The organism is Clostridioides sp. LIBA-7602, from assembly GCF_056688945.1.
Map to the genome: position 1 here is coordinate 883108 of NZ_CP196991.1, position 24021 is coordinate 907128.

Below are 24021 nucleotides of genomic sequence, written 5' to 3' on the forward strand. Positions count from 1 at the left end.
AAAATAAAATCTATAACAAAATAAAAATTGATATATGATTTTCATTTGAGAATGAGATTTAACATGTTAATATACACTTTTCCAGAGTGTTGTGAAAAAATGTATATTAGTTCCTCTTTTTCAAATCTTATTTGAAAAAGAGAATATTAATTATCTATATGGTTTAGATTATAATAAAAAATGTAAGATAACAAAGGGGAGAAAAAGATGTCAATGACTTATATGGACCCTAGGGTTTTTTTGATTTTGGAAATGGTGTTGGAAGAAGATACAAATACTCTAGAACAGTTTTCAAATGTTATAGGTGTTAGTACTAGGACTATCAGAAATTATATAAACCAGATTAATCGAGAACTAAAAGATGGCATTGCTAAAATAGTTAAAAATGAAAAAGGTACATATAGTATAAGAATTGAAGATGAAAGTAAATTAATTGAAATTGTAAATTTCAATAGAGGAAAGGCATCAAATTTTATAAATTTAAATTCACCTGAAGAAAGAATAAATTATGTTCTTGATATTTTAACTATGACTAACAATCCAATTACTATAGATGACTTGGCTGAAGAGATATGTATAGGGAGAACAACATTAATAAAGGATTTAAAAAAGGCAGATAAGATTTTAGCTGAGTACGATTTGGAGCTAAAAAGAAAGCCCAATATAGGAATGATTTTAGTTGGCGAAGAAATGGATATAAGGTTACTAGTCCTTGATAGGTTATATGAAAATTATATTGATATACTGGAAAACGTTAATCACATAAGTGTTATTAAAGATAGTGATATTGAATGTCTTAGAGATGGATTAAAAAATTTATTTAATCAAGAAGAACTCTATATAACAGAGCAGGTCTTAAAGGATGTTGAAAGATACATAATAATATCTGTATTAAGAAATCTAAATGGATATAAATTTGAAAAGATAGATAAGAGGTTTGAAGTCATAAGATGTTCAGATGAATATATTTTAGGATTAAAACTTAAATCTTTGTTGGAAAATATATTTAATATAGTTTTAAATGAAAAAGAAACCATATTTTTAACAATGCCATTAATAGGTAGAAAAGCTCCTAGTACAAAGTTAGCACTTAGCAGCATAAAGATAAATGATAGTGTAAAAGAAGTTGTAGATGAAGTAACTAGTTTTCTATTGGAGACATCTGGAATTGATTTTAAAGAAGATAAGAAGCTTATAGAAAATTTAGAATATCATTTGTATTTTGCACTTAATAGAATGAGATTTAACATACGAGTAAAAAATCCATTATTGCAAGAAATAAAGGAAAGATATACATTTCCATATAGTGTTGCAAAGATAGCTGCAATGATAATTGAAGAAAAGTTTGATTTAAAGATATGTGACCATGAAATAGGATACATAGCATTACACTTTGGAAGTTATTTTGAAAAAAATTCAAGGAAAATTTTGAATGTAAACAGAGTAGCTGTTGTTTGTGGTACAGGTCTTGGAACTGCACAACTTATTAGGATAAAAATAGGAAAAATTCTTGGAGAAAGTGTTGAAGTAAATACCTTTTCTGACATAGAAGCTAAATCCAATCTGGAGTTATTAAAGTACTATGACCTAGTATTTACAACAGTAGATTTTAAGACGGACTTAAATGTTCCAATTTTCAGAGTAAATGCCTTATTTAATGAAGAAAGTATAAAAAAAGAAATAGAGAATGCCATACTCTTGAAAAATAGTATAAATCTTAAATCTATAAAGCATATTGAAAAGAACATTCCTTTTATAGGTAAGTTAGTTGAAGAAGATAAGTTTTTTATACTGAATAAGGACACATTTATGGAAAATTTAGAAGAGATGTTAGTAAAGCTAGTACATAAAGGAATTATTGATTTGGAGTTTAAGGAAAATGTATTAAAAAGAGAAAAGAAGTCTTCTACAGCATTAGATAATTACATAGCATTACCTCATTCAGTTAGTTCTAATGGAGAAAATCTTTATCTGGCATTTGGTATATTAGAAAAGCCAGTAGTTTGGGATACAAAGGAAATTAGAATAATAATATTAATGATAATTCCAGATAGGAATGTAGAAAGTACAGATTTGATAATAAAAAGTTATGAAGAGGTACTTGAAATAGGGAGAGACAAGAAAATGGTAGAAGCTCTTGCTAAAGTAAAATCATTTGATGAATTTTATAAAATAATTACTAAGAGGAGGTAATAATATGGACCCAGTAATTTTTATTATAGTATCACTTATTGCAGTTTATTTATTAAACATTTTTCTTGGATACTTACAGCTTAAAGATTTTAATAAAAATTATATTGAACTAAAAAGAAGAGGTAGAGTTGCAATAGGAAGAAAAAAAGGAAGAATATCATCAGGTACAATTGTACTAATACTCATAGATGAGGATGGTGTGATTGTTGAAACTAGAAAAATGCAAGGTGTTACAGTATTAGCAAGAGTAAAAGTATTTGAAGGACTTTTAGGAAAAGACTTAGGAGACCTAAAGGAATCAGATTTAGTTGATTATAATAAACTACTTAAAAAGGCAATACTAGATGCAGTCAAACAGTACACAACATTTGAGAAAAATAGATGTGAGAACACAAATAATATTAGTACTGATGAAGAATGTAAGATGGAAGTAGTTTAAAAATATATATTTATAAGGAGGAGTTAATATGACACAATTTTTTCAAGTATTAGCAAGTGGTGCAGACAGTTTTATGAATTTATTTAGGGCAGGTGGTCAACAATTTGTAGGATTTGTAACAGATATAGTTCCACTTTTAGTAGCTTTATTGGTTACAATGAATGCAATTATCAACTTTATAGGTACAGATAGAGTCGAGAAGCTTGCAAAAAAATGTTCTGCAAATATATTTACTAGATATTTAATATTACCAGTACTTGGTACATTTGTATTTGCAAATCCAATGACATTATCACTTGGAAGATTTTTACCAGAGAAGTTTAAACCTAGTTATTTTGCAGCAGCGAGTTTTTCATGCCATACAATGAATGGATTATTCCCACACATTAATCCAGGGGAGCTATTTATATATCTAGGAATTGCAAATGGTATAACAACTTTAGGATTTTCAACAGCAGATTTAGCAGTTAGATATTTGTTGGTTGGTATAATTGCAAACTTTATTAAAGGTGTGGTTACTGACTATACAACAAAATTTGTAGAGAAGCAACAAGGAATATCACTAAATTCAGATATAAATATTGGATAATTATTTTAAGGAATAATTAAATTATTCTAAGTGGTAAGTAAATTATCGTATATAACAAGCAAACTATTTTGAGTAGTAACTGAATTAATTAAGATAAGAAAATTATTATCAGGTGGAAGAAAATAAATAATAGTATTAAAGAATTTAAAATAAGGGCATTAAAAAAGAAATAGATACAATTTAGATGAAGAGAATGAATTAAATACAAAAATAAGTGTATATAGGAGGAGAATTTGTATGTCATTTAATAAAGTTAAAATAGTAAAAGGTTCTGGAGGATGGGGTGGACCATTGATAATAGAGCCAACAGAAAAGAAAAATAAGGTAGTGTATGTAACTGGAGGAGCAAAACCAGAAACTGCAGTAAGAATAGCTGAACTTACAGGGTGTGAATTAATAGATGGATTTTCACAAGGTGTCAAAGATGATGAAATAGCATGTGTAATAATAAATTGTGGTGGTACATTGAGATGTGGTATATATCCTCAAAAGAAAATACCAACTATAAACATAATGAAAACAGGTAAAAGTGGACCATTAGCAATGTTTATAAAAGAAGATATATATGTTTCAGGGGTAAAACCAAACAATGTAGAGCAAGTATAATCGTGGATGTAGGAGGGAAAAAATATGGCTTATGATACTAAAAAGAAGATAAGTGAACAGAGTCAAGGAATTGTCGCAAAAATAGGTATAGCACTAGGTAATGTGACAAGCACTCTTTTTCAAGCTGGTAGAGATACTATAGATACATTAATACATACTATATTGCCTTTTATGGCTTTCGTTGCCGTACTAATAGGTATAATAAATCAATCAGGTGTAGGAAATTGGGTGGCCAACTTACTTACTCCACTAATAGGAAATGTTGGAGGACTAGTTGTTTTATCAATAATATGTTCATTTCCGTTGCTATCACCATTTCTTGGACCAGGAGCCGTTATAGCTCAGATAGTAGGGGTGTTGGTTGGTACAGAGATAGGAAAGGGAAATATTCCACCAAGTTTAGCATTACCAGCATTGTTTGCAATAAATTCGCAGGCAGCATGTGACTTTATACCAGTAGGGCTTGGTCTTGCAGAAGCTGAACCTGATACAGTTCAAGTAGGAGTTCCGTCAGTTTTATATTCTAGATTTTTAACAGGTGCGCCAACTGTTCTACTGGCATGGTTAGCAAGCTTTGGATTATATAAATAAAAGAATACTTTATAAATAATTAGAGAGAGGTTCAGTTGATATGGAATTAATATACAGTACCCGAATAAATAAAATAGGAGACAATGCAAATGAATTTTTAGAACATAATATGTTTGTAACTTTCAAGGATAATGCTCCTCAAGAATTAGAAAATTACTGTTATATACATTCTGAAAATAATTTAGTAAAAGAAATACTTACGAATGATGTGTTATCAATAAATAATGTTGATTATAAAATTACTTCTGTTGGTGAGTTAGTAAATCAAAATCTTTCAGAATTAGGTCATATAACATTTAAGTTTACAGGTGAGAAAGAAGGAGCAATTGGAGGGACCTTATATCTTGAAGAAAAAGAAATAGCACCTATTGGCGTAGGTACTATACTAAAAATAATTAGAAAATAAAATTTAAAACTAATCTAATCATATTATAAGTAAATTATAGATAAAAGTCAATTTAGCTAATCGGGTTAACTTTTAATGTGATATAAAAGGGGAAATTAAAATGAGAAAAGTAGCTTTAGTAGTTGGAGGCGGAAGAAGTTTAGGAGAATTTTTATCTAAACATCTAGCTAAAGTAGGTTATAATGTTGCTATTGCAGATTTAAATGAAGATAATGCAAAAAAAGTAGCTGAAGAAATAGAAAAAGAATTTGATTGTAAATCCATAGGATATGGCTGTAATGCTACTGATGAAGAACAGGTTATAAGTACTGTTAAAAAGATTGAAAATGATTTTGATAGGATTGATTTATTGGTATACAATGCAGGAGTAGCTGTAAGTAAAAAAATAACCGACTTTGGATATAGAGATTTTAAATTTATTGTAGATGTAAATTTAAATGGGTATTTTCTATTTGCAAGGGAATCATCTAAAGTCATGATATCAAAAGGTATTGAAGGTAGAATAATACAGATAAATTCAAAATCAGGTAGAGTAGGTAGTAAGCATAATTCAGGATATTCAGCAGGTAAATTTGCTGGAGTAGGTCTTACTCAAAGTTTAGCATTAGATTTGGCAGAGTATAAGATAACTGTAAATGCATTGATGCTTGGAAATTTACTTGATTCTGATATGTTTGAAAGTTTAATTCCTCAATATGCAGTAAAATTGGGGATACCTGAATCAGAAGTTAAGCAAGTTTATATAGATAAAGTACCTCTAAAAAGAGGTTGTAGATTTATAGATGTTGCAAATATGCTTACATTTTATGCTTCTAAGGAAGCTGAATACTGTACAGGTCAATCTATAAATATTACTGGTGGACAAGTTATGTAAAATTTTTATAGCCTTTCAATTTATGTATATCAAAGATATATTAATTGAGAGGTTATTTTTATATTTAACAACTATAGTATGCAATCAAAATTATAAGATAGTAAGTTTTTAAAAGAGAATTTTACAATAATATTATATTTATGAAGTATTTTTAAATTTAATTTGATAAAATGTATTTATGTTTCATATAAAAGTAGTTTTGAGTATATACAATTTAATAAATTATAGGAAATAGGATAGTTTTTAATAAGGAAAGAAGGATATTTTATGGATATAGTAAAGAAATTAAGTCATGGATGTACACTAGATTGCCATGATTGTTGTAAATTTAATGTTTATATTAAAGGAAATAACATAATAAAAATTGAAGGAGATAAAAACCATCCTTACACAAAAGGATTTATATGTAAAAAAGGACTGGCTCATTTAGATAGACTAAATCATAAAGAGAGGATAGAGACACCAATGCTTAAAGTTAATGGAGTATGGAAGGAAATTTCTTTTGATAAAGCTATAGAAATAATGTCAGAAAAGCTTATAGACTATAAAGAAAAGTACACATCAAAGTCTGTTATGCATTATGACCAATATGGAAGTGGGTCTGTACTAAAATACATAGGAGATATATTTTTTAATTTTTATGGAGGAGTTAGTAGGCACAAGGGTGGTCCATGTTGGAGTGCAGGAATGCATGCTCAAAAGTATGATTTTGGAGAAGCTAAAAGTCACGCTATAGAAGATATGTTAAATAGTAAAAGCATATTTGTATGGGGAAAAAATCCAGCATATACTACAATTCATACTATGCAAATAATTAAAAAGGTTAAAGATAAAGGAATACAGATAGTAGTAATTGACCCCATATATACAAAAACAGCTCAAATAGCAGATAAATACATAAAAGTAAATCCTGGAACAGATGGAGCTTTAGCTATAGCTATGGCAAAAGTTATAGTAGAAGATAAATTATACGATGAAGAATATATAAACTCATACGTTATTGGTTTTGAGGAGTACAAAAAATATTTACATTCATTGGAATTAAGCTTTTTAATTAATGAATGTGGAGTTAAAGAGAATGAGATAAGAGAGCTAGTTGATTTATATACCAACAAATATTCAACTATAAACCTTGGGTATGGACTTCAGAAATATAAAAATGGAGGAAATACAATAAGAGCCATAGATGCTTTAGGAGCTATAACAGGTCAAATAGGTTTTAGTGGTGGAGGTATAAACTATGCAAATAAGGTTTATCCAAACATTATAAACTCTGACCCTTATAATAGCCAATCATATGGAGAAGATAGAGAATTTTATGTAAGTAACATTAGTAAGTTTATAGAAGAATCTTTAAAAGATACATCTAAGGGTCTTGATGATACACAATATAAAGCAAATTGTATATCGAATGAATTAAATTACTCGTCGAGTAAATCAATAAAAGCTAATATTCCTATAAAGATGGCTGTTATAACTAAAAGTAATATGTTAAATCAATTGCCAGATTTAGTAGAATTAGAAAGAGTGTTTTCAAAGATTGAATTTAAAGTATGCTTTGACATGTTTATGACTGATACAGCTACGTTATGTGACTTGTTTATACCTTGTACAAATACACTAGAAAGTGAAGATATAATCTATAGTTCAATGACTAATCCATATATAACTTATAATGAAAGGGCAGTAAAGCCAAAACATAAGCTGATGGATGAATACTATTTCTTTATGGAGTTAGCTAAAAAGATGGAACTTAAAGAGTATCCATTTGTGAAAAAAAGAGAATATCTAGAGAAAGTGATTGAACCACTCAAACAATTCGATAAAAATATAGATATAGAAAAACTTAAAAACAGTTACTTTACCATACATAGACCTGTTGCTTGGGAAGATAAGAGATTTGAAACTCCATCTGGAAAGTATGAGCTTTATTCAGAACGAATAAAAAGCTTAGGAATAAGCCCAATACCTGTGTATATGAGTCATAAATCTAAAAATATAAAAGAAAAAAATGAAAATACTTATTTTAGATTATTGACTAATCATCATGCAGATACTTTGTTTAGTCAACACTTTATGGACAAGACTTCTATATCGCAAGCATATATAAATAAAAGTATGGCTAAACAATTAGGCATTAAGGATAGAGATATTGTGACTTTAAACTCAAAAAAAGCAAAAATAGATGTACAAATAAATATAGATGATGGAGTAGGTAATTATATAGTAAAAATGTATGTTGGTTGGTGGAAGAAACATGGGAATCCAAACAGTTTGACAGACTCTGGTATATCAGACTTTGGTGGTCAGGTAACATATAATGAAAGCATGGTAGAAATAATACGACAAAACTAGTTAAATTTCATTGAAGGAATAAAAATAGAATTATAGAATTGATTAAAAGTTACTATTTTTACAAAACTATTGAAGGAGGGATTTTGATGGTAAATTATTCCTTAGAACATAAGAATCTATACATAGAATTTATGTGCTCAGAACTAGACCACCATGTAGCCAATGAAATAAGGGAAGAAATAGATAACTTATTAAGTGTAAATCAAGTTAGAAATGTTGTATTTAATTTTGAAAATATTAATTTTATGGATTCTTCAGGTATAGGTGTCATCATAGGTAGATATAAAAAGATTTCTAATGAAGGGGGACGAGTTTCAGTAATTAATATAGGTTCACGAGTTAAGAAAATTTTTGATTTATCTGGGTTAAATAAAATTATTGGCATTTATGATACGTATGAAGAAGCTCTAAGTTCTTTGTAGGGAGGAGTATGTGATGAATAATATTATGGAAGTTAAATTTTCGGCAATATCTGAAAATGAAAGTTTAGCAAGAGTTATAGTAGCATCCTTTGCAGCTAAATTAGACCCAACAGTAGATGAATTAGTGGATATAAAAACTGCTGTCTCTGAGGCTGTTACAAATGCTATAATACATGGATATGAAGAAGATAGTTCTAAGTTTGTTTTTTTAAGATGTGAGATAGAAGGAAATATTATAAAAATTATAGTTGAAGATGAAGGGTATGGAATAGAAAATGTGGAGAAGGCAATGGAACCACTTTATACATCAAAACCAGAACTTGATAGATCAGGAATGGGATTCACAGTAATGAAAAGCTTTATGGACGATGTAGAGGTAAGTTCTGTAAAAGATAATGGTACTAGAATTGAAATGACTAAAAAAATAAATGTGCCTAAATAAAGTCCAAAAGTGAGGTTTTATTATGGAAGTAACTGTTGCCAGAGAAGAAAAAAAACCTCTTCTTAGTCATGAGGAGACTCTAGAACTTATTGACAAAGTTCAAAATGGAGATGAAGAGGCAAAAGAAATATTAATATCAAGCAATTTAGGTCTAGTTAGGAGCGTTGTATCTAGATTTTTAAATATAGGATATGATAGAGAGGATTTATTTCAGTTAGGTTCTATAGGCTTAATAAAATCAATATATAAATTTGACCCAAAATTTAATGTAAAATTCTCTACTTATGCGGTACCTATGATTTTAGGTGAAATAAAGAGGTACTTAAGAGATGATGGTATGATAAAAGTATCAAGGTCATTAAAGCAAATAGCTATAAAGGCTAAGATGGAAAGTGAATCATTGACCAAAAAGTTGGGTAGAGAACCGAGTATAGAAGAATTGTCTAAAGCAATTGATGTAGAAAAAGAAGATTTAGTAATGGCTATGGAAGCTAATTTCAACGTTGAATATTTGCAAGGTGTTATTCATGAAGAGGAAGGTTCTCCAATATGTCTTATTGATAAAATAAGCATGAAAGGAGAAAGTGAGGAAGAAAAAGTAGTAGATAACATACTATTAAAAGACATACTTGGAAAATTAGATAAGAGAGAACGTCAAATAATAGTTCTCAGATATTTTGAAGATATGACTCAAAGTGAAATAGGAGAAATGCTTAATATATCACAGGTTCAAGTGTCTAGGATAGAGAAAAAGGTGTTGTCTAAATTAAAAGAATATATATCATGAGAATATTTATGATATATAAAACCATAAAATATAATAAGAATATTACTAAAATAAACTGTAATAGATTGTTATATTAAACTTTTAAACTATTATTAAAAGTTTCTAAATTACAATAAAAAATATTAAAAAATAAGGTGTCTTTATGAAAGAAAATAAATTATTTTCTTTATTAGGCATCTTTTTTATTTTTTGATGAAACTTTAAGCTGTCAAAATAAATAATAGGTTTATTTTTTTAAAATTAACAAATAATACTTTAGAGAGGTGTTTAGTATGGATAAAAATTATAAAAAATATGTAGACCAAATAAGCCCAAAACCTACATATTTAAAAAACTATACGCTTGCATTTATTGTAGGTGGAATTATTTGTATGATAGGGCAAGCAATAAATGATTTATACATGAAAGTTGGAGGTCTTGATAAATTAGGTGCTAGTTCTGCAACATCAATAACACTAATATTTATAGGGGCATTTTTAACTGGGTTAGGAGTTTATGACCTAATAGGAAAAAGGGCTGGAGCTGGTTCTATAATTCCAATAACAGGTTTTGCAAACTCAATAGTATCTCCAGCAATGGAATATAAAAGAGAAGGTTATGTATTAGGTGTAGGTGCAAACTTATTTAAAATTGCAGGGCCAGTTCTAGTTTATGGGATAGGTTCTTCTATTTTATGTGGGATTATTTATTATATCTTTAAGATGTTTTAGATGGTTTTTATTTAATTTAAACTCTATTAATTGCAAAATAGCTATGAAAGTTGAAAATTAACTATGAAGCTTGTTAGTTAGAAAATAGTTATGAAGATTTCAATTGATATTAAAAAATTAAATATTAAAATGCAAAATTAAAAAGGTGTGAAAATATGAAAAATAAAAGAATTGGAAAAAGAACAGTAAAATTAGAAAATAAACCAACAATAATATCAACTGGAACTATAGTAGGCTCTAAAGAAGGTGAAGGACCGCTAAAGGACTATTTTGATATGATTATGACTGATGATTTGTATGGTGAAAAAACTTGGGAATTAGCTGAAAGTAAGATGGTAGAGACTGCATCTCAGAAAGCTATACAAAAGGCAGGGAAAAAACTAACGGATGTAAATTATATGTTAGGTGGAGATTTAATAAATCAAATAGTCCCAGCATCATTCGCAGCAAGGGAATTAGCAATTCCATTTTTAGGTATATATGGAGCTTGTTCTACAATGGCAGAAGGTCTTTGTATAGGTTCTATGCTTATAGATGGTGGTTTTGCAGATTTAGTACTATCAGGTACATCAAGTCATTATTGTACAGCAGAAAGACAGTTTAGATTTCCTCTAGAGCTTGGAAATCAAAAGCCAATGACAGCTCAATGGACAGTTACAGGAGCAGGAAGTGTATTATTAGCTCCTAATGGAGATGGTCCTAAGGTAAAATACGTTACAGTTGGTAAAGTAATAGATGAAGGTATTGATGATGGTAATAATATGGGACCAGCTATGGCTCCAGCAGCAATAGATACAATATATTCTTATTTTGAAGATACTAATGATGACCCAAATAGCTTTGATATAATTTCAACTGGGGATTTAGGTACTCTTGGAAAACAGATAACAGAAGACTTTTTGAAAGAAAAAGGTGTAGATATATCAAAATGTTACACTGACTGTGGTATAGAAATGTTTAATCTTAAAGAACAAGATGTCCATTGTGGTGGAAGTGGATGTGGATGTTCAGCTACAGTATTTGCAGGATATATATATGAGAAGTTGAGAAAAAAAGAATTTAATAAAGTAATGCTTGTATCAACAGGAGCATTACTATCACCAACAAGTACACTACAAAAGCAGACAATACCATGTGTTGCACATGCAGTAGTAATAGTAAATGAGTAGGAAGTGATATATATGTTAATGGACTATGTAAGAGTATTTATTGTAGGTGGAATTATATGTTTAATAGCCCAAGTAATGATGGATTATTTTAAAATGCAAACTCCATATGTTATGGTAACATATGTAACAACTGGTGTAGTTTTAACTTTTCTAGGTCTTTATGAACCATTGGTTAAGTTTGCAGCAGCAGGTGCAACAGTTCCTATAATAGGATTTGGATATTCACTTGCTACAGGGGTAATAAAATCAATTCAAAGTGATGGTTTTTTAGGTATCTTTTTAGGTGGTACAACTGCTACAGCTGGTGGAATAGCAGCTGCTATATTCTTTGGATATCTTATGTCAGTAGTGTTTACACCAAAAGCGAAACCATAAATATTACTTAAGAGAATAATAAATTTTAAAATAATAACTTTTTATAAAATAGGCAGATATCTTTTAGATTCTGTCTATTTTTTATATAAAGAAGCGTTTACATAATTGAAGTTGACAATTATTTACAACATAGTGTAGTATTATATTATCAAAATAAAATGAAGTGAAGTAGGGGATAAAGATGGTAACTATTAAAGATATTGCAAGGAATCTAGGTATCAGTTATTCAACCGTTTCTAGGTGCTTAAATAATAATCCTAATGTATCTGAAAAAACAAAAAAGAAGGTAGTAGAAGAGGCTAATAGACTAGGGTTCCATTTTAATGTAAATGCAAGAAATCTGGCCAAAAAAGAAACAGGCAGAATCGGGGTAATCTTTTCAAATAATTTTAATCACCAAGATACTAGAAAGTTTTTTAGTGATATAATGGACAGTTCTATAAATTCTATTGAGACTAATAAATACGATTTTATAATACAACCTAATAATAACATTAGTGGTGACAGTAATGTATATAAAATGGTTAATGGACAAATGGTAGATGGATTAGTAATTGTGTCTCAATCAATAAAAAAAGAAGAGTATGAATTTTTAAAAGATAATAATTTTCCACATGTATTTATATATTTTAAACCATCTTTTGTAGGAGAAGTAGACAATTTCTTTTGGGATGATAATGTGTATGGTGGTTATATAGCTACTAAGCATTTAATTGACCATGGTCATAAAGATATAATAACAGTAACTTCAGATGATAAGAGCTCAAAAATGCATGAAGATAGAACCAAGGGATATTTGAATGCTATGGAAGAGGCAAATTTAAAGACTGAGGTTATTGAATCTAAAATGGATTTTGAGTCTCAAGTTGAGTTGTTAGAAAAACATATCGATAAAATAAAAAAAGCATCAGCCATATTTGTACAGCAAGATGTACCAGCAATTTCTATAATACAAGAATTAAAAACTACTTATGGTATAAATGTACCAGAAGATATTTCTATAATAGGATATAATAATATTGAATTAATATCATATTTTAGGTCGCATTTATCAACGATAGATGACCCAAGAGAGCAAGTTATAAAAAATGGAGTAGACAGTTTAGTAAATATAATAAATAAAAAGGGAACAGAGCATATTCCAAGAAAACTATATCCAAGGTTAATAATACGAAATAGTGTTAAAAGAATAAAGTAGTAAGTTTTTAAGTATAATAAATGTATTAGAAGTATTATACTTTGTATAAATTAATCTAAAAAATAATATGAATTGAGATTAAGAGGAGTAAGTGTATATAAGTACATTGTACTCCTTTATTTATTTAGGTAATTTTTATAAAATCAGTAAATAATTTTGTCAGCTTAGGTAATAATTTACTATCTATATAATGTAATCTAATAAATTATTTGTGTTTTATATCATGAATTTGTAATGCCTTATTTTGATTCATAACTAAAAGTATATAAAAATGATGAATAATATATATTATACATTATCAATGATAGGTTATATAATAAAATCACTAACAATTATATTATAAGAAAATTATAAAAATTACAAGGAGGTATAGAAATGAAAGAAAAAGCAGGGATTAGAAATGCCATAATAGCAGCCTTTATAATCACAATATTGGCGGAATTAATCGGTCCTATTTCATTTAAAGTTATGGGCATTAATATAACTTTACTTAGTATACTATGGGCTATCTTTATAGGAATGGCTGTTTCGCCTCATTTATTAGGACGAGTTATACCAGCTCTAAAAAAGTTTATAGGGGATAATGAAATAAATGTATCTCCATATTTGCTATCTTTAACACTATATCCATTAGGAATAATGTTTGGAATCAATGCAGGTCCTAAAGTTGGTATATTACTTCAAGCAGGGCCAGCACTTTTATTACAAGAATTTGGTCATATGGGTACAATGTTGATTGCATTACCTGTTGGAGTTGCATTAGGTCTTGGAAGAAGTGCATTAGGAGGTACTTTTTCATTATGTCGTGACACAGCACTAGGAATTATTGGAGATAAGTATGGATTAAATTCACCAGAAGGTATAGGTACATTAGGAACTTACATAAGTGGTAGTATATTTGGAACATTATTATTCTCATTTTTAGCACCAGTAGGAGTGCTTTTAGGATTTCATCCATATGCTTTAGCAATGGCATCAGGAATGGGTAGTGGTTCAATGATGGGAGCTGCAACAGCATCATTAATGAATACGGTTCCACAGATGTCGGAACAGATTTTAGCATATTCAGCAACTAGTGGTTTGATTACAGCTGTTACTGGAATATACATAGAGTTATTTTTATCTTTGCCAGTAGCCAATTATTATTATGGTAAAGTAGCTCCAATTATTGAAAGATTTAGAGGAAGAAAAACAAAAACAAGTAATGACTTATAAAGGAGGGTGTCTATATGGAAAAAACTTTTAAGACTATTATGGAACAGATAAAAATAGTACTGTTTATATATATTATTATTTGCTTTGGGCAAATGATAGCACTTAAGACTCAGGCTAAGGATTTATTAATAGGAAGTATATTTGGTTTCTTGTTAGTTATAGTTGCTATTATAATCAAGAATTTTGTTAAAAGACCTAATTTGCCAGGTTTTGCATGGGCTACATTAGTTGCATTCGTTTTATCACTTCCAATATCACCAGTGGGGGATATTATAGCAACTAATGTGGGAAAAATCAATTTTATGTCTACAGTGACACCATTGTTAGCTTTTGCAGGAATTTCTGTAGGTAACCAATTGGATATATTAAAGACTTTGAGCTGGAAGTTAGTGGTTATATCATTTATAGTTATGACATCTACTTACTTTGGTTCTGCTTTTATATCTCAAACAGTTTTAAGATTAAATGGAATGCTTTAAGGAGGTAGGTAAATATGAATGAATTAAAAGTGAAAATCAAAGAGGAAATAAAGGTATTATCTGAAGAAAAAAAGACATCATTTGAAAATGTATCTGATTACTTATTTGCAAATCCAGAATTGGCATTTGAAGAATATAAGTCACAAAAAGCATTGTGTGATTTGTTAGAAGAAAATGGATTTAATGTAACTAAAGGTGTAGGAGGATTGGAGACATCTTTTGAGGCTATTTATTCAAATGGGACTGGAAAAACAGTAGCTTTTTTAGCTGAATATGATGCCCTTCCAGGGATGGGACATGCATGTGGTCATAATATTATAGGAACAAGCTCTGTTGGTGCTGGTATCATATTAAAAGAAATAATGGAAAAACATAATATAGAAGGAACTGTAAAAGTTTTTGGAACACCTGCAGAGGAAAGAGTAGGCGGAAAAATAACTATGATTAAAGAGGGTGTATTTAAAGATGTAGATGCTGCATTAATTTTACATCCAAGTGATGCCTCAATGCCTGATGATATATCATTTGCTCAAGTTAATTTAAAATTTGACTTTAGTGGTAAGGCATCACATGCAGCTGCCTATCCTTGGGAAGGAAAAAGTGCCTTAAGTGGAGTAATAGCATTGTTTAACAGTGTAAATAGTATGAGATTGCATCTTAAAGATTATGCAAGAGTACATGGAATTATAACTGATGGAGGTAGCATACATAATATAATTCCTGAAAAATCTACAGCAATATTTAATGTAAGAGCTTTAAGTATAGAGTACTTAAATGAGATTTGTGATATGCTTAAAAACTGTGCTAAAGGAGCTGCAATTTCTACTGGAACTAGCGTAGAAATAGTTCAATTAGATGAAGTATACAAAGAAATTAAGAATGATTCAGAATTAGTGAATATAGTTAGAAGTAATTTTGAAGTGTTAGGTGAGGACTATATTGAAAGAGATTTAAGTCAAGGTATTGGGTCAACTGATACTGGAAATCTAACTCATGAAATACCTGCAATACAAGCATATATTAAATTAAAAGAAGACACTGCAACTCATACTGATGAATTTGCTGTTGCAGCTGGTGGTAAAGAAGGTAAAATAGCACTTATGAAAGCAATTAAGGTGCTAGCAATGTGTGGAGTAGATGTTTTATATAGTAAATAATATATAAGAAAGGAAATTAGATTAGACATGATATTAAAACAAGTAATAGAGGTTTATGACATTTTAGATAAAGCAAATGCTAATGGAGAAGAAGTAAAGTCTTATTTACAAAGTTATGGTGAAGTAGATGTAACAGTCAAAGAATTATCTTCAAGTAAAGGTTCAACTGATTTAGTTAAGCTTACAATACCTGGTAAGAATGGAAAGCTAAATGGTGGAGATGCCCCTACTCTTGGAATTTTAGGTAGATTAGGAGGTATTGGAGCAAGACCAGAAGTAACAGGTTTTGTATCAGATGGTGATGGAGCATTAGTAGCAATTGCAGTTGCAGCAAGACTGTTGGATATGCAACGAAAAGGAGATATATTAGATGGTGATATTGTAATCTCAACTCATATTTGTCCAGATGCACCAACTAGAGAGCATTATCCTACACCTTTTATGGATTCACCAATAGATATGATGACTATGAATGAAAATGAAGTTGATAATAGTTGTGATGCAATACTTTCAATAGATACTACCAAAGGTAATAGAGTAATCAACAATAGAGGATTTGCAATATCACCAACTGTTAAGGAAGGTTACATATTAAAAATTAGTGATAATCTTTTGGATATTATGCAGACTGTTACTGGAAAGGCTCCATTTGTATTCCCTTTATCAATTCAAGATATAACACCATATGGAAATAATCTATATCACTTAAATAGTATTTTACAGCCAGCAGTTGCTATAGATGCACCAGTAGTAGGAGTAGCTATTACTACAGAGATGCCTGTTGCTGGATGTGCCACAGGTGCAACTAATTTTGCTGATTTAGATTCAGCAGGTAGATTTGCAATTGAAGTGGCTAAGCTATTTGGCAGAAATAAGTGTGAGTTTTATGATAAAGAAGAATGGGAAATGCTTATTAAAAGATATGGTAAATTAAATAGATTTCAGACATTTGGTATACAGTAATTAGAATAATATTAGGTTTATATAATTTATGATATAACTGTTTTGAATATTTAAACAACTAGGAATAAATAATATGATGTAATTATAGAAAAAGAGTGTCTCATAGATAATTTAAAAAATCATCTATGAGACACTCTTTGTATTTATATTTTAATTTTTGTTAGCTTAAGTTGCAGGAGTGCCACCACCATCAGGAGTAGCAGTAGAGCCACCATCACTGTTTCCGCCGTTATCAGGAGGAGTAGAGCCACCACCATTGTTATTTCCACCATTATCAGGAGGAGTGGAGCCACCACCATTGTTGTTTCCACCATTATCAGGAGGAGTAGTAGAGCCACCACCATTATTGTTTCCACTATTATTAGGAGGAGTAGAGCCACCACCATTATCACCTGAATTATTGTTATTGTTGTCATTTTCATCTTGTTGATTATTATCTGGTTTCTTTGTATCTTCAGATGATGGTTGAGAGCTTACTCTAGTAGGAGCAGTACCTTCAATAAATGCTGCTTTAGAGCCAGAAGATTGCTTTCCTCCATCTTCTAAATTGATTTTTGTAAAATACACGTTTTTAGGAACTTCAAATTCAGTTACTGTTAAGTTAGCATGTATTTTTGTCATAACTTTTTCCCATAGTTTTGCAGTACTAGTACTTCCATGTGGAACTTCTCTACGCTTTATGGTATTGCCAGAATCATCTTTTCTACCAGCATCATCTCCAATATAAGTTGCTCCAACATAATAAGGTGTGTAACCAACAAACCAAGCATCATATGCACTATTTGTAGTACCTGTTTTACCTGCAACAGGCATTCCATTTGAAAGTGATGCTATGCTACCAGTACCTTCAGTAATTACACTTTCCAACATGTCTGTAACGACATAAGCTACTTCAGGTTCTACAACTTTATGTTCTTCAGGAGCATTTTTAACTAATAATTGACCATCAAAAGTAGTTATAGTAGTGAAAATTGATGGTTCTACATAAACTCCTTGATTTGCCAATGTACCATAAGCAGCAGCCATTTGAAGTGGAGTAATACCATTTGCCATACCACCTAGTGTTAATGATGGGAATTGTCTATCAGTTGCTCCTGACTGACTATTTTTTACAGTCGTTATACCAAAGTTCTTTAAGTAGTCCATCATTATATCTATACATTCATCATAAGAATCTCCAAGCATCTCAGCAGTTTTGACAGCTATTGTATTTGAAGATTTAGCAAGTGCTCTACGTAAACTCATAGAACCATGCCCAGCAGTAGTAGTTCTTGGATTCCACTTAGTATTCTCTTCAAACTTATAGCCTCCTCTGGTATCACTTAGAGAAGTTGCTTGTGTAAGTTTTAAAGTATCAATAGCTGGTGTATAAATTGCTAGAGGTTTTATAGCAGAACCAGGCTGATGAGGGTTAGTAGCACGGTTTAAAGTTTTTCTACCACTTATATTTCTTCCTCCAGCTAGTGCCCTTATTTCACCATTTTTATAATCTAAGATTACCATTGCAGATTGCGGTTGACTAACTCCATCAGGACCAACCATATGTCCTGGGAAATTGCTATTTCTATCATATTCTTCTTCTAAAGCATCCTGCATTTTAGGGTCTATAGTTGTATTTACAATTAGACCTCCATTGTAGAATAAGTTTTGTGCTTCATCATTTGTATGTCCTTGTTCCATTAAAGCATTTATAACTTCGCTTTCAATAAGGTCTTCTACAGATGAAGAAACTTTGTCTGATGATTTAGGTAATTTTATTTCTATTTTAGCTTTGATTGCTTCATCATATTCGTTTTGCTTTATATACCCTAATTCTAACATTTTCTTTAGAACAACTTCTTGTCTTTTTTTAGCTTCTGGGTTACTTACAGCTTTTCTGACAACTAATGTACCTGCCTTTAATTGTCTATAAGTATCATTAGATATAAGTTCCCAAGACTTTATTTTTTCAATCATATCAAAGTCTACCTTTGTAGGGTCATCTAAATCATCATCAGTTGTGTTAACAAAAAATAATAACTTATTTTCTAAATCACCTTTAGTTTCGCTTCCATCTAGTTTAGAAGTTTTATAGGCCGAAAACTTTGATGGATTTTTAGTTGAACCAGCAAGAAGTGCTGACTCAGCTATAGTAAGGTCAGCGGCAGACTTGTCAAAATAACCACGTGCACCAGCCTCAGCACCTGCTAGACCTCTACCAACGAAAAAGTTATTTAAATAAGTTTCTAGTATTTTATCTTTACTTACTGTTTTACTCATCTCATATGCATAGTAAATATCCTTTATTTTACGAGGCAGAGTTTGTTGTTCAGTTGTTAACAACATTTTGGATACCTGCATAGGAATAGTACTACCACCTTGTTTAGTACCTGTAAGGGTCTTTAATACTGACCTAAATAAACCTTTAATGTCGACACCCTTATGTTCATAAAAACGTTCATCTTCTATTGCAATTACAGCATGTTGAAGATGTGTTGAAATCTTATCTAATGGAACAGGTGTCTTTTTATTTACACTTGGAGCTGTAGATAATGTTTTTCCATTAGCGTATTTAATTGTAGTTGTTTGGTTTGTTTGCTTATCCAAGACGGCTTCTGTAACTGGAGTAACATCTCTTAGTGATGCAAATACTAAACCAGCAGTACCAGCAGTACCAACAACTAGTAAAACTAAAAATACTATCCCAAATACTCTTAGTTTTTTAAATTTATCGCTTTTTTTAGATTTTTTCTTGTTTTTTGTTGAACGAGTTTTGTTAGATGAACCTCTATTAATTGGTTTGTTTGTATTACTAGAGGAACTAACTTTTTTTCTTCTAATTTTATTTCCATTTTTATCATTATCGTTATTCATAAGATTTTAACCTCCTTACTTAATGCAATATTATAACACAAATAGGAGTAATTTTGTAATTAATAGAAAAAATGAATTTGCTATAATATTCTGTACATTGTAAATATGTATAAACATAATGTATTAAAAAGTCCATATTTTTATTTTATTTATTTTTGACAAATATTATAAAAATTATGCTAAAGCTACATATAAATAAATAGGAGGGGATAATTTTGAATAGAATAGTAGATAGAAAAAAGAAAACTGAATTTAGAAAAATTGTAGCTATTTTTTTGTTAATTCTTTTCTTGTCTGTATTTATAGGCAGTTTTATATATATAGATAAAACTTTAAGACCAACAATAACAGTATTGGCAGAAACTAAAGCTCTTGAATTAGCAAATAGGTCAATAAATAAAGCTGTTGCTGAAATGGTAGAAGGAAAAATAAATTATGAAGATTTAATGGATATACAGCTTGATAATAATGGAAAAATAACAATGATACAAGCAAATACTATAATGATGAATGAGATTGCCTCTGCAATAGCTTTAGAAATACAAGATGAATTAAAAAAAGCTAAGACAGCTAGTTCTTACATACCTATAGGAACAGCATTAGGAAGTCCTATATTAGCCAAATACGGTCCTAGACTTGAAGTTTCTATTGAACCTATAGGAACAGTATCAGTAAACTTTAAAACAGAATTTGAGTCGTCTGGTATAAATCAAACAAGACACAGAATATATCTAGAAGCTCAAACACAAGTTAAAGTAGTAATACCACTTATAACTTCAACAAAACAAATTAAAGCACAGATACCTATTTGTGAGACTATAATAGTAGGAGATGTTCCAGAAAGTTATGTAAATATACCAGAAAAAAATCTAGGAAATGTTTTACCTAACACTGGAAAAAATGCTAATAAGTAATATAAAGTTATATATTTTTAAATAAATTTGAAAAAGTAGTTTATAAATAAAAATTTTGTAAATAATATTAATATAATTTCAATAAAAATTATATTTTATACTATGTAAAATATCTAATATATTTGGTCTCTTAAGGTAAGTAGAGATACCTTTAGACCAAATATATTATTAATTATCTGTTTAATATTTAAATTATTGTTTATTTGTATTATTTAAAACTATATTATTTACAACATCCATTTAATAAATACAGCATAGCCTACAGCTGGGTCATTTTCGATAGCATGAGATACTGCTCCAATTATTTTATCATTCTGAACTATTGGAGTACCACTCATACCTTGTACAATACCACCAGTTTGAGCTAAAAGTTTTTTATCTGTAATTTTAATTTTAAAACTTTTGCTTTCTGGATGTTTTTGATTTTCTATATCTATAATTTCAATATTATATTTTTTACATTCATTACAATTATCTTGTAGAATTATTTGAGCCTTTCCTAATTTAACTTCATCTAAAGAAGCTACTTTATATTTTTTTAAATTAGAAATATCAAAGTTGTTAATTTGACCTCTTATTCCAAAATCAGTATTGTCTGTAAAACTACCAATAATATTTTCTCTTTTTGCATTTATACATCCAACACTACCTTTATAAGATTTTTCTATATTAAGATGTTTAGTTGTAGAAATTGAACCTGATTTAATAAGTATCTTTCTAGCATTACCAACACTTATTGGGTGACCTACAGCACCAAACTCTGATGTTTCTGGATTAATATATGTTAAAGTAGCAAATCCAGAAAGTAAGTTATTAAAACTAATTTTTTCTAATATGTGTTTAGTAGTTTTCATTGTTATCAGTTGACCACCTCTATTTAATAAAATAGATACTGGTTTTTCTTCTGGTAAAGCATTTAATGTGTTTGCAAAGTCGCTATATCCATCAACTTCAGCATTATTTATCTTTACTATTGCATCACCTAACCTAAGTGGAGATGCTTCTCCAGGATTTCTAACAATGATGTTTTTTAGTTCTGCATCGATTTGAAGTACGTTTCCAATCGGTATTAAATATTCAGGTTCACTTTTTTGTAAATTTTGTGCATAAATTAAATTATTTGAGAAAAAATATAATAAAAATAAAAAAGTTAAAACAATTGTAAATTTAGACTTAGCTAAGTTGGTTCTTTTATTTAAAGCTTTATCTTTAAAATAAAAATTTTTAAATTGCATAAAACACCTCTTTCTTATTAAATTATTTTAATAATAGAATTGAAGTTTTCTCGCTGCTTCTGTATTATGTTGTGCAAGAATTAGTTTTTGATGCTTGGAAAACTGACGCAATAACTCCTTAGTTTTCATAAAAATAAATAAAATAAAGAGCGTATATGATAAAATAGATACATATTCATATAAGTTAAAATAAATAATAACTGTATATCATTAGAAAGGAGCAAAACATGAAAAAATATAGATTGTTAGTTACTTGTATAATTGCCATGGGAATTATAATTATAGGAACATCAAATCCTGTTAGCAATTTTTACAAGACTACAAATTTGATTAGTTCAGGAAACACTACAAATGAAAAAGCAGATAAAGATAAAAACTCAAATAAAAATACAAAAGATAAAGATGAAGATAAATCAAATTCAAAAAGCAATAAAGAAAAGTCATCAGAAAATAAATCATCAGATAATAAAAACGAAACTCAAAAAAATAAAAAGTTTTTAATTTGTATAGACCCAGGACATCAAGGAAAAGGAGATAGCAATCTAGAACCAGTAGCTCCAGGTTCTTCCTCTCAAAAAGCGAGAGTATCTTCAGGAACAGAGGGTATTGCCACAAAAAAACCAGAATATGTTTTAAATTTAGAAGCATCTCTTGTTTTAAAACATATATTAGAATCTAAAGGTTATAATGTAATAATGACTAGAGAGACTCATGATATAAATATAAGTAATTCAGAAAGAGCGATACTTGCTAATGATAAAAATGCAGATATGGTTGTAAGAATACATGCAGATAGTTTAAATAATTCTTCAAAGACTGGTGCATCCATATTAATTCCTGAAAAGGATGGAAAATATACAGCTCCTATATATGAAGATAGTAATAAATGTGCTGAATTTATTAAACAGAATATGGAACAAGCTGGAATACAAATTAATGGAATCGTTCAAAGAGGCGATTTGACTGGATTTAACTGGTCAAAAGTACCAGCTGTGTTAGTAGAAATGGGATTTATGAGTAACTACAATGAAGACCAAATGATGTCAAATCCAGAGTATCAAAGAAAAATGATGCAATGTGTAGCAGATGGATTAGATGAGTATTTTAAATAAAGTATAAATAGAGAAAAAGTTGGGATGGTATTATGTTCCTGATTTTTATCTCTATTTTTTATTTATTAAAAGCCTCTAAAAAGTCTTATAGGTCTTTGTAGGTATCTCGCAAAGTGAAGTACATACATTATAGTATTGATGAAAATAGCTAATATTATTTTGCGTTGCTGTTTGTATCTTTTCTGTGAATCCCATTGACAAGTATAAAGCTAATAGATATACTAATAATAGTGACCACATGGTCACTATTATTCAACAAATAAAATGACCGAGTGGTCACTATGCGAGGAGAACAGGTTATGCCTACAAAATTATTTTTTGAGCTTAATGAAGATAAACAAATGAAAATCATTAATGTGGTAACATCTGAATTTGCAACATATGGTTACACAAATAGTTCCACGAATAGAATGGTTAAAAACTCTGGCATCAGTAAAGGTAGTCTTTTTAAATATTTTTCTAATAAAGAAGAATTGTATTTCTTCATTCTTGATATTGTTACAGCAGAACTTATTGAAAATCTAGAAAAAATGACATCTAGCCTTCCACCTGAGTTATTTCAAAGAGTAATCGAGTATTCCATTTTAGAATTTACTTGGTATATTCATAATCTCGAAAAAGCAAAATTGGTAATAGGAGCTTTCAAAAAAAATGATACTGTGATTTATCGAAAGACTATGGAACGATATAAAATCAAAGAGATAAATGTGTATTACAAGCTACTTGAAGATATTGATTTGAGTAATCTACGTTGGGATAAGCAGAAAACAATCAATCTTTTGAAGTGGTTTCTAAAAGGTTTTAATGAAGAATTTTTAGGAAGTGTTGAAATTGATAATTATTCATTTGAACATATACAAAATGAGTATATAAAGAGACTAACAGATTACATGGAAATATTAAAAATTGGGCTTTTGAGATAAAAGGAGGTGGCAGC

The 24021-nt window shown here is 29.4% G+C and carries 23 protein-coding genes and 1 pseudogene; 22 read left to right on the forward strand and 2 right to left on the reverse strand.

What is annotated here, in order from left to right; all coding sequences use genetic code 11:
• Positions 1–207: 207 nt before the first annotated feature.
• From ACTG45_RS04355 to ACTG45_RS04445, 19 genes and pseudogenes are all read left to right on the forward strand, one after another.
• Positions 208–2193, forward strand: coding sequence for a BglG family transcription antiterminator (locus ACTG45_RS04355; RefSeq protein ID WP_479919905.1), 1986 nt, complete (start codon positions 208–210; stop codon positions 2191–2193).
• A 4-nt stretch (positions 2194–2197) separates the two neighbouring features.
• Entirely contained in the window at positions 2198–2632 is a 435-nt protein-coding gene (locus ACTG45_RS04360) for a transcriptional regulator GutM (protein ID WP_021383624.1), read from the forward strand.
• A gap of 28 nt (positions 2633–2660) precedes the next feature.
• On the forward strand, positions 2661–3221 hold the full coding sequence (srlA, locus tag ACTG45_RS04365) for a PTS glucitol/sorbitol transporter subunit IIC (RefSeq protein ID WP_021383626.1): 561 nt from the start codon (positions 2661–2663) through the stop codon (positions 3219–3221).
• A gap of 237 nt (positions 3222–3458) precedes the next feature.
• A pseudogene (locus ACTG45_RS04370) lies at positions 3459–3911 on the forward strand (PTS glucitol/sorbitol transporter subunit IIB); the annotation flags it as partial.
• 87 nt (positions 3912–3998) lie between these two features.
• Positions 3999–4418, forward strand: coding sequence for a PTS glucitol/sorbitol transporter subunit IIB (locus ACTG45_RS04375; protein WP_407813854.1), 420 nt, complete (start codon positions 3999–4001; stop codon positions 4416–4418).
• A 40-nt stretch (positions 4419–4458) separates the two neighbouring features.
• The gene (locus tag ACTG45_RS04380) at positions 4459–4824 is read left to right on the forward strand and encodes a PTS glucitol/sorbitol transporter subunit IIA (RefSeq protein ID WP_021383629.1); all 366 of its coding nucleotides are present in this window, start codon (positions 4459–4461) and stop codon (positions 4822–4824) included.
• Between the two features lie 100 nt (positions 4825–4924).
• Positions 4925–5698: a sorbitol-6-phosphate dehydrogenase gene (srlD, locus tag ACTG45_RS04385; RefSeq protein WP_479919906.1), complete on the forward strand. Its 774-nt coding sequence runs from the start codon at positions 4925–4927 to the stop codon at positions 5696–5698.
• Positions 5699–5965: 267 nt separating this feature from the next.
• Entirely contained in the window at positions 5966–8053 is a 2088-nt protein-coding gene (locus ACTG45_RS04390; RefSeq protein WP_479919907.1) for a molybdopterin-dependent oxidoreductase, read from the forward strand.
• 86 nt (positions 8054–8139) lie between these two features.
• On the forward strand, positions 8140–8475 hold the full coding sequence (gene spoIIAA / locus ACTG45_RS04395; RefSeq protein ID WP_021383577.1) for an anti-sigma F factor antagonist: 336 nt from the start codon (positions 8140–8142) through the stop codon (positions 8473–8475).
• Between the two features lie 13 nt (positions 8476–8488).
• Positions 8489–8917, forward strand: a complete 429-nt coding sequence (gene spoIIAB / locus ACTG45_RS04400) for an anti-sigma F factor (protein WP_021383646.1) — start codon at positions 8489–8491, stop codon at positions 8915–8917.
• A 22-nt stretch (positions 8918–8939) separates the two neighbouring features.
• Positions 8940–9704: an RNA polymerase sporulation sigma factor SigF gene (sigF, locus tag ACTG45_RS04405; protein WP_021383657.1), complete on the forward strand. Its 765-nt coding sequence runs from the start codon at positions 8940–8942 to the stop codon at positions 9702–9704.
• 272 nt (positions 9705–9976) lie between these two features.
• Complete coding sequence (gene spoVAC, locus ACTG45_RS04410; RefSeq protein ID WP_003418420.1) at positions 9977–10414, forward strand: stage V sporulation protein AC; 438 nt, start codon at positions 9977–9979, stop codon at positions 10412–10414.
• A gap of 155 nt (positions 10415–10569) precedes the next feature.
• On the forward strand, positions 10570–11583 hold the full coding sequence (gene spoVAD, locus ACTG45_RS04415) for a stage V sporulation protein AD (RefSeq protein WP_479919908.1): 1014 nt from the start codon (positions 10570–10572) through the stop codon (positions 11581–11583).
• Between the two features lie 12 nt (positions 11584–11595).
• Complete coding sequence (spoVAE, locus tag ACTG45_RS04420) at positions 11596–11958, forward strand: stage V sporulation protein AE (protein ID WP_021383580.1); 363 nt, start codon at positions 11596–11598, stop codon at positions 11956–11958.
• Between the two features lie 181 nt (positions 11959–12139).
• Positions 12140–13156, forward strand: coding sequence for a LacI family DNA-binding transcriptional regulator (locus ACTG45_RS04425; protein WP_021383596.1), 1017 nt, complete (start codon positions 12140–12142; stop codon positions 13154–13156).
• A gap of 375 nt (positions 13157–13531) precedes the next feature.
• The gene (locus ACTG45_RS04430; RefSeq protein ID WP_479919909.1) at positions 13532–14371 is read left to right on the forward strand and encodes a DUF3100 domain-containing protein; all 840 of its coding nucleotides are present in this window, start codon (positions 13532–13534) and stop codon (positions 14369–14371) included.
• A gap of 14 nt (positions 14372–14385) precedes the next feature.
• Positions 14386–14850, forward strand: coding sequence for a putative membrane protein (locus ACTG45_RS04435; RefSeq protein WP_021383661.1), 465 nt, complete (start codon positions 14386–14388; stop codon positions 14848–14850).
• 14 nt (positions 14851–14864) lie between these two features.
• Entirely contained in the window at positions 14865–16007 is a 1143-nt protein-coding gene (locus ACTG45_RS04440) for a M20 family metallopeptidase (protein WP_021383627.1), read from the forward strand.
• 27 nt (positions 16008–16034) lie between these two features.
• Positions 16035–16970 carry a DUF1177 domain-containing protein gene (locus ACTG45_RS04445; RefSeq protein WP_479919910.1) on the forward strand — a complete coding sequence of 312 codons (936 nt, stop codon included), beginning with the start codon at positions 16035–16037 and terminating at the stop codon, positions 16968–16970.
• Between the two features lie 165 nt (positions 16971–17135).
• On the opposite strand, the gene ACTG45_RS04450 is transcribed toward ACTG45_RS04445, so the two are convergent.
• The gene (locus tag ACTG45_RS04450) at positions 17136–19823 is read right to left on the reverse strand and encodes a transglycosylase domain-containing protein (protein ID WP_479919911.1); all 2688 of its coding nucleotides are present in this window, start codon (positions 19821–19823) and stop codon (positions 17136–17138) included.
• Positions 19824–20038: 215 nt separating this feature from the next.
• Here ACTG45_RS04450 and yunB point away from each other — a divergent pair, with 215 nt between their 5' ends.
• Positions 20039–20737, forward strand: coding sequence for a sporulation protein YunB (gene yunB / locus ACTG45_RS04455; protein ID WP_021383616.1), 699 nt, complete (start codon positions 20039–20041; stop codon positions 20735–20737).
• 227 nt (positions 20738–20964) lie between these two features.
• Here yunB and ACTG45_RS04460 read toward each other — a convergent pair whose 3' ends face one another.
• Positions 20965–21972, reverse strand: coding sequence for a SpoIVB peptidase S55 domain-containing protein (locus tag ACTG45_RS04460; RefSeq protein ID WP_479919912.1), 1008 nt, complete (start codon positions 21970–21972; stop codon positions 20965–20967).
• 227 nt (positions 21973–22199) lie between these two features.
• On the opposite strand from ACTG45_RS04460, the gene ACTG45_RS04465 reads away from it, so the two are divergent.
• Both ACTG45_RS04465 and ACTG45_RS04470 read left to right on the forward strand, forming a co-directional pair.
• Entirely contained in the window at positions 22200–23084 is an 885-nt protein-coding gene (locus tag ACTG45_RS04465) for an N-acetylmuramoyl-L-alanine amidase (protein ID WP_021383605.1), read from the forward strand.
• Between the two features lie 299 nt (positions 23085–23383).
• A complete protein-coding gene (locus ACTG45_RS04470) occupies positions 23384–24007 on the forward strand; it encodes a TetR/AcrR family transcriptional regulator (protein ID WP_479919913.1) in 624 nt (207 codons plus the stop codon).
• The last annotated feature ends 14 nt before the right edge of the window (positions 24008–24021 follow it).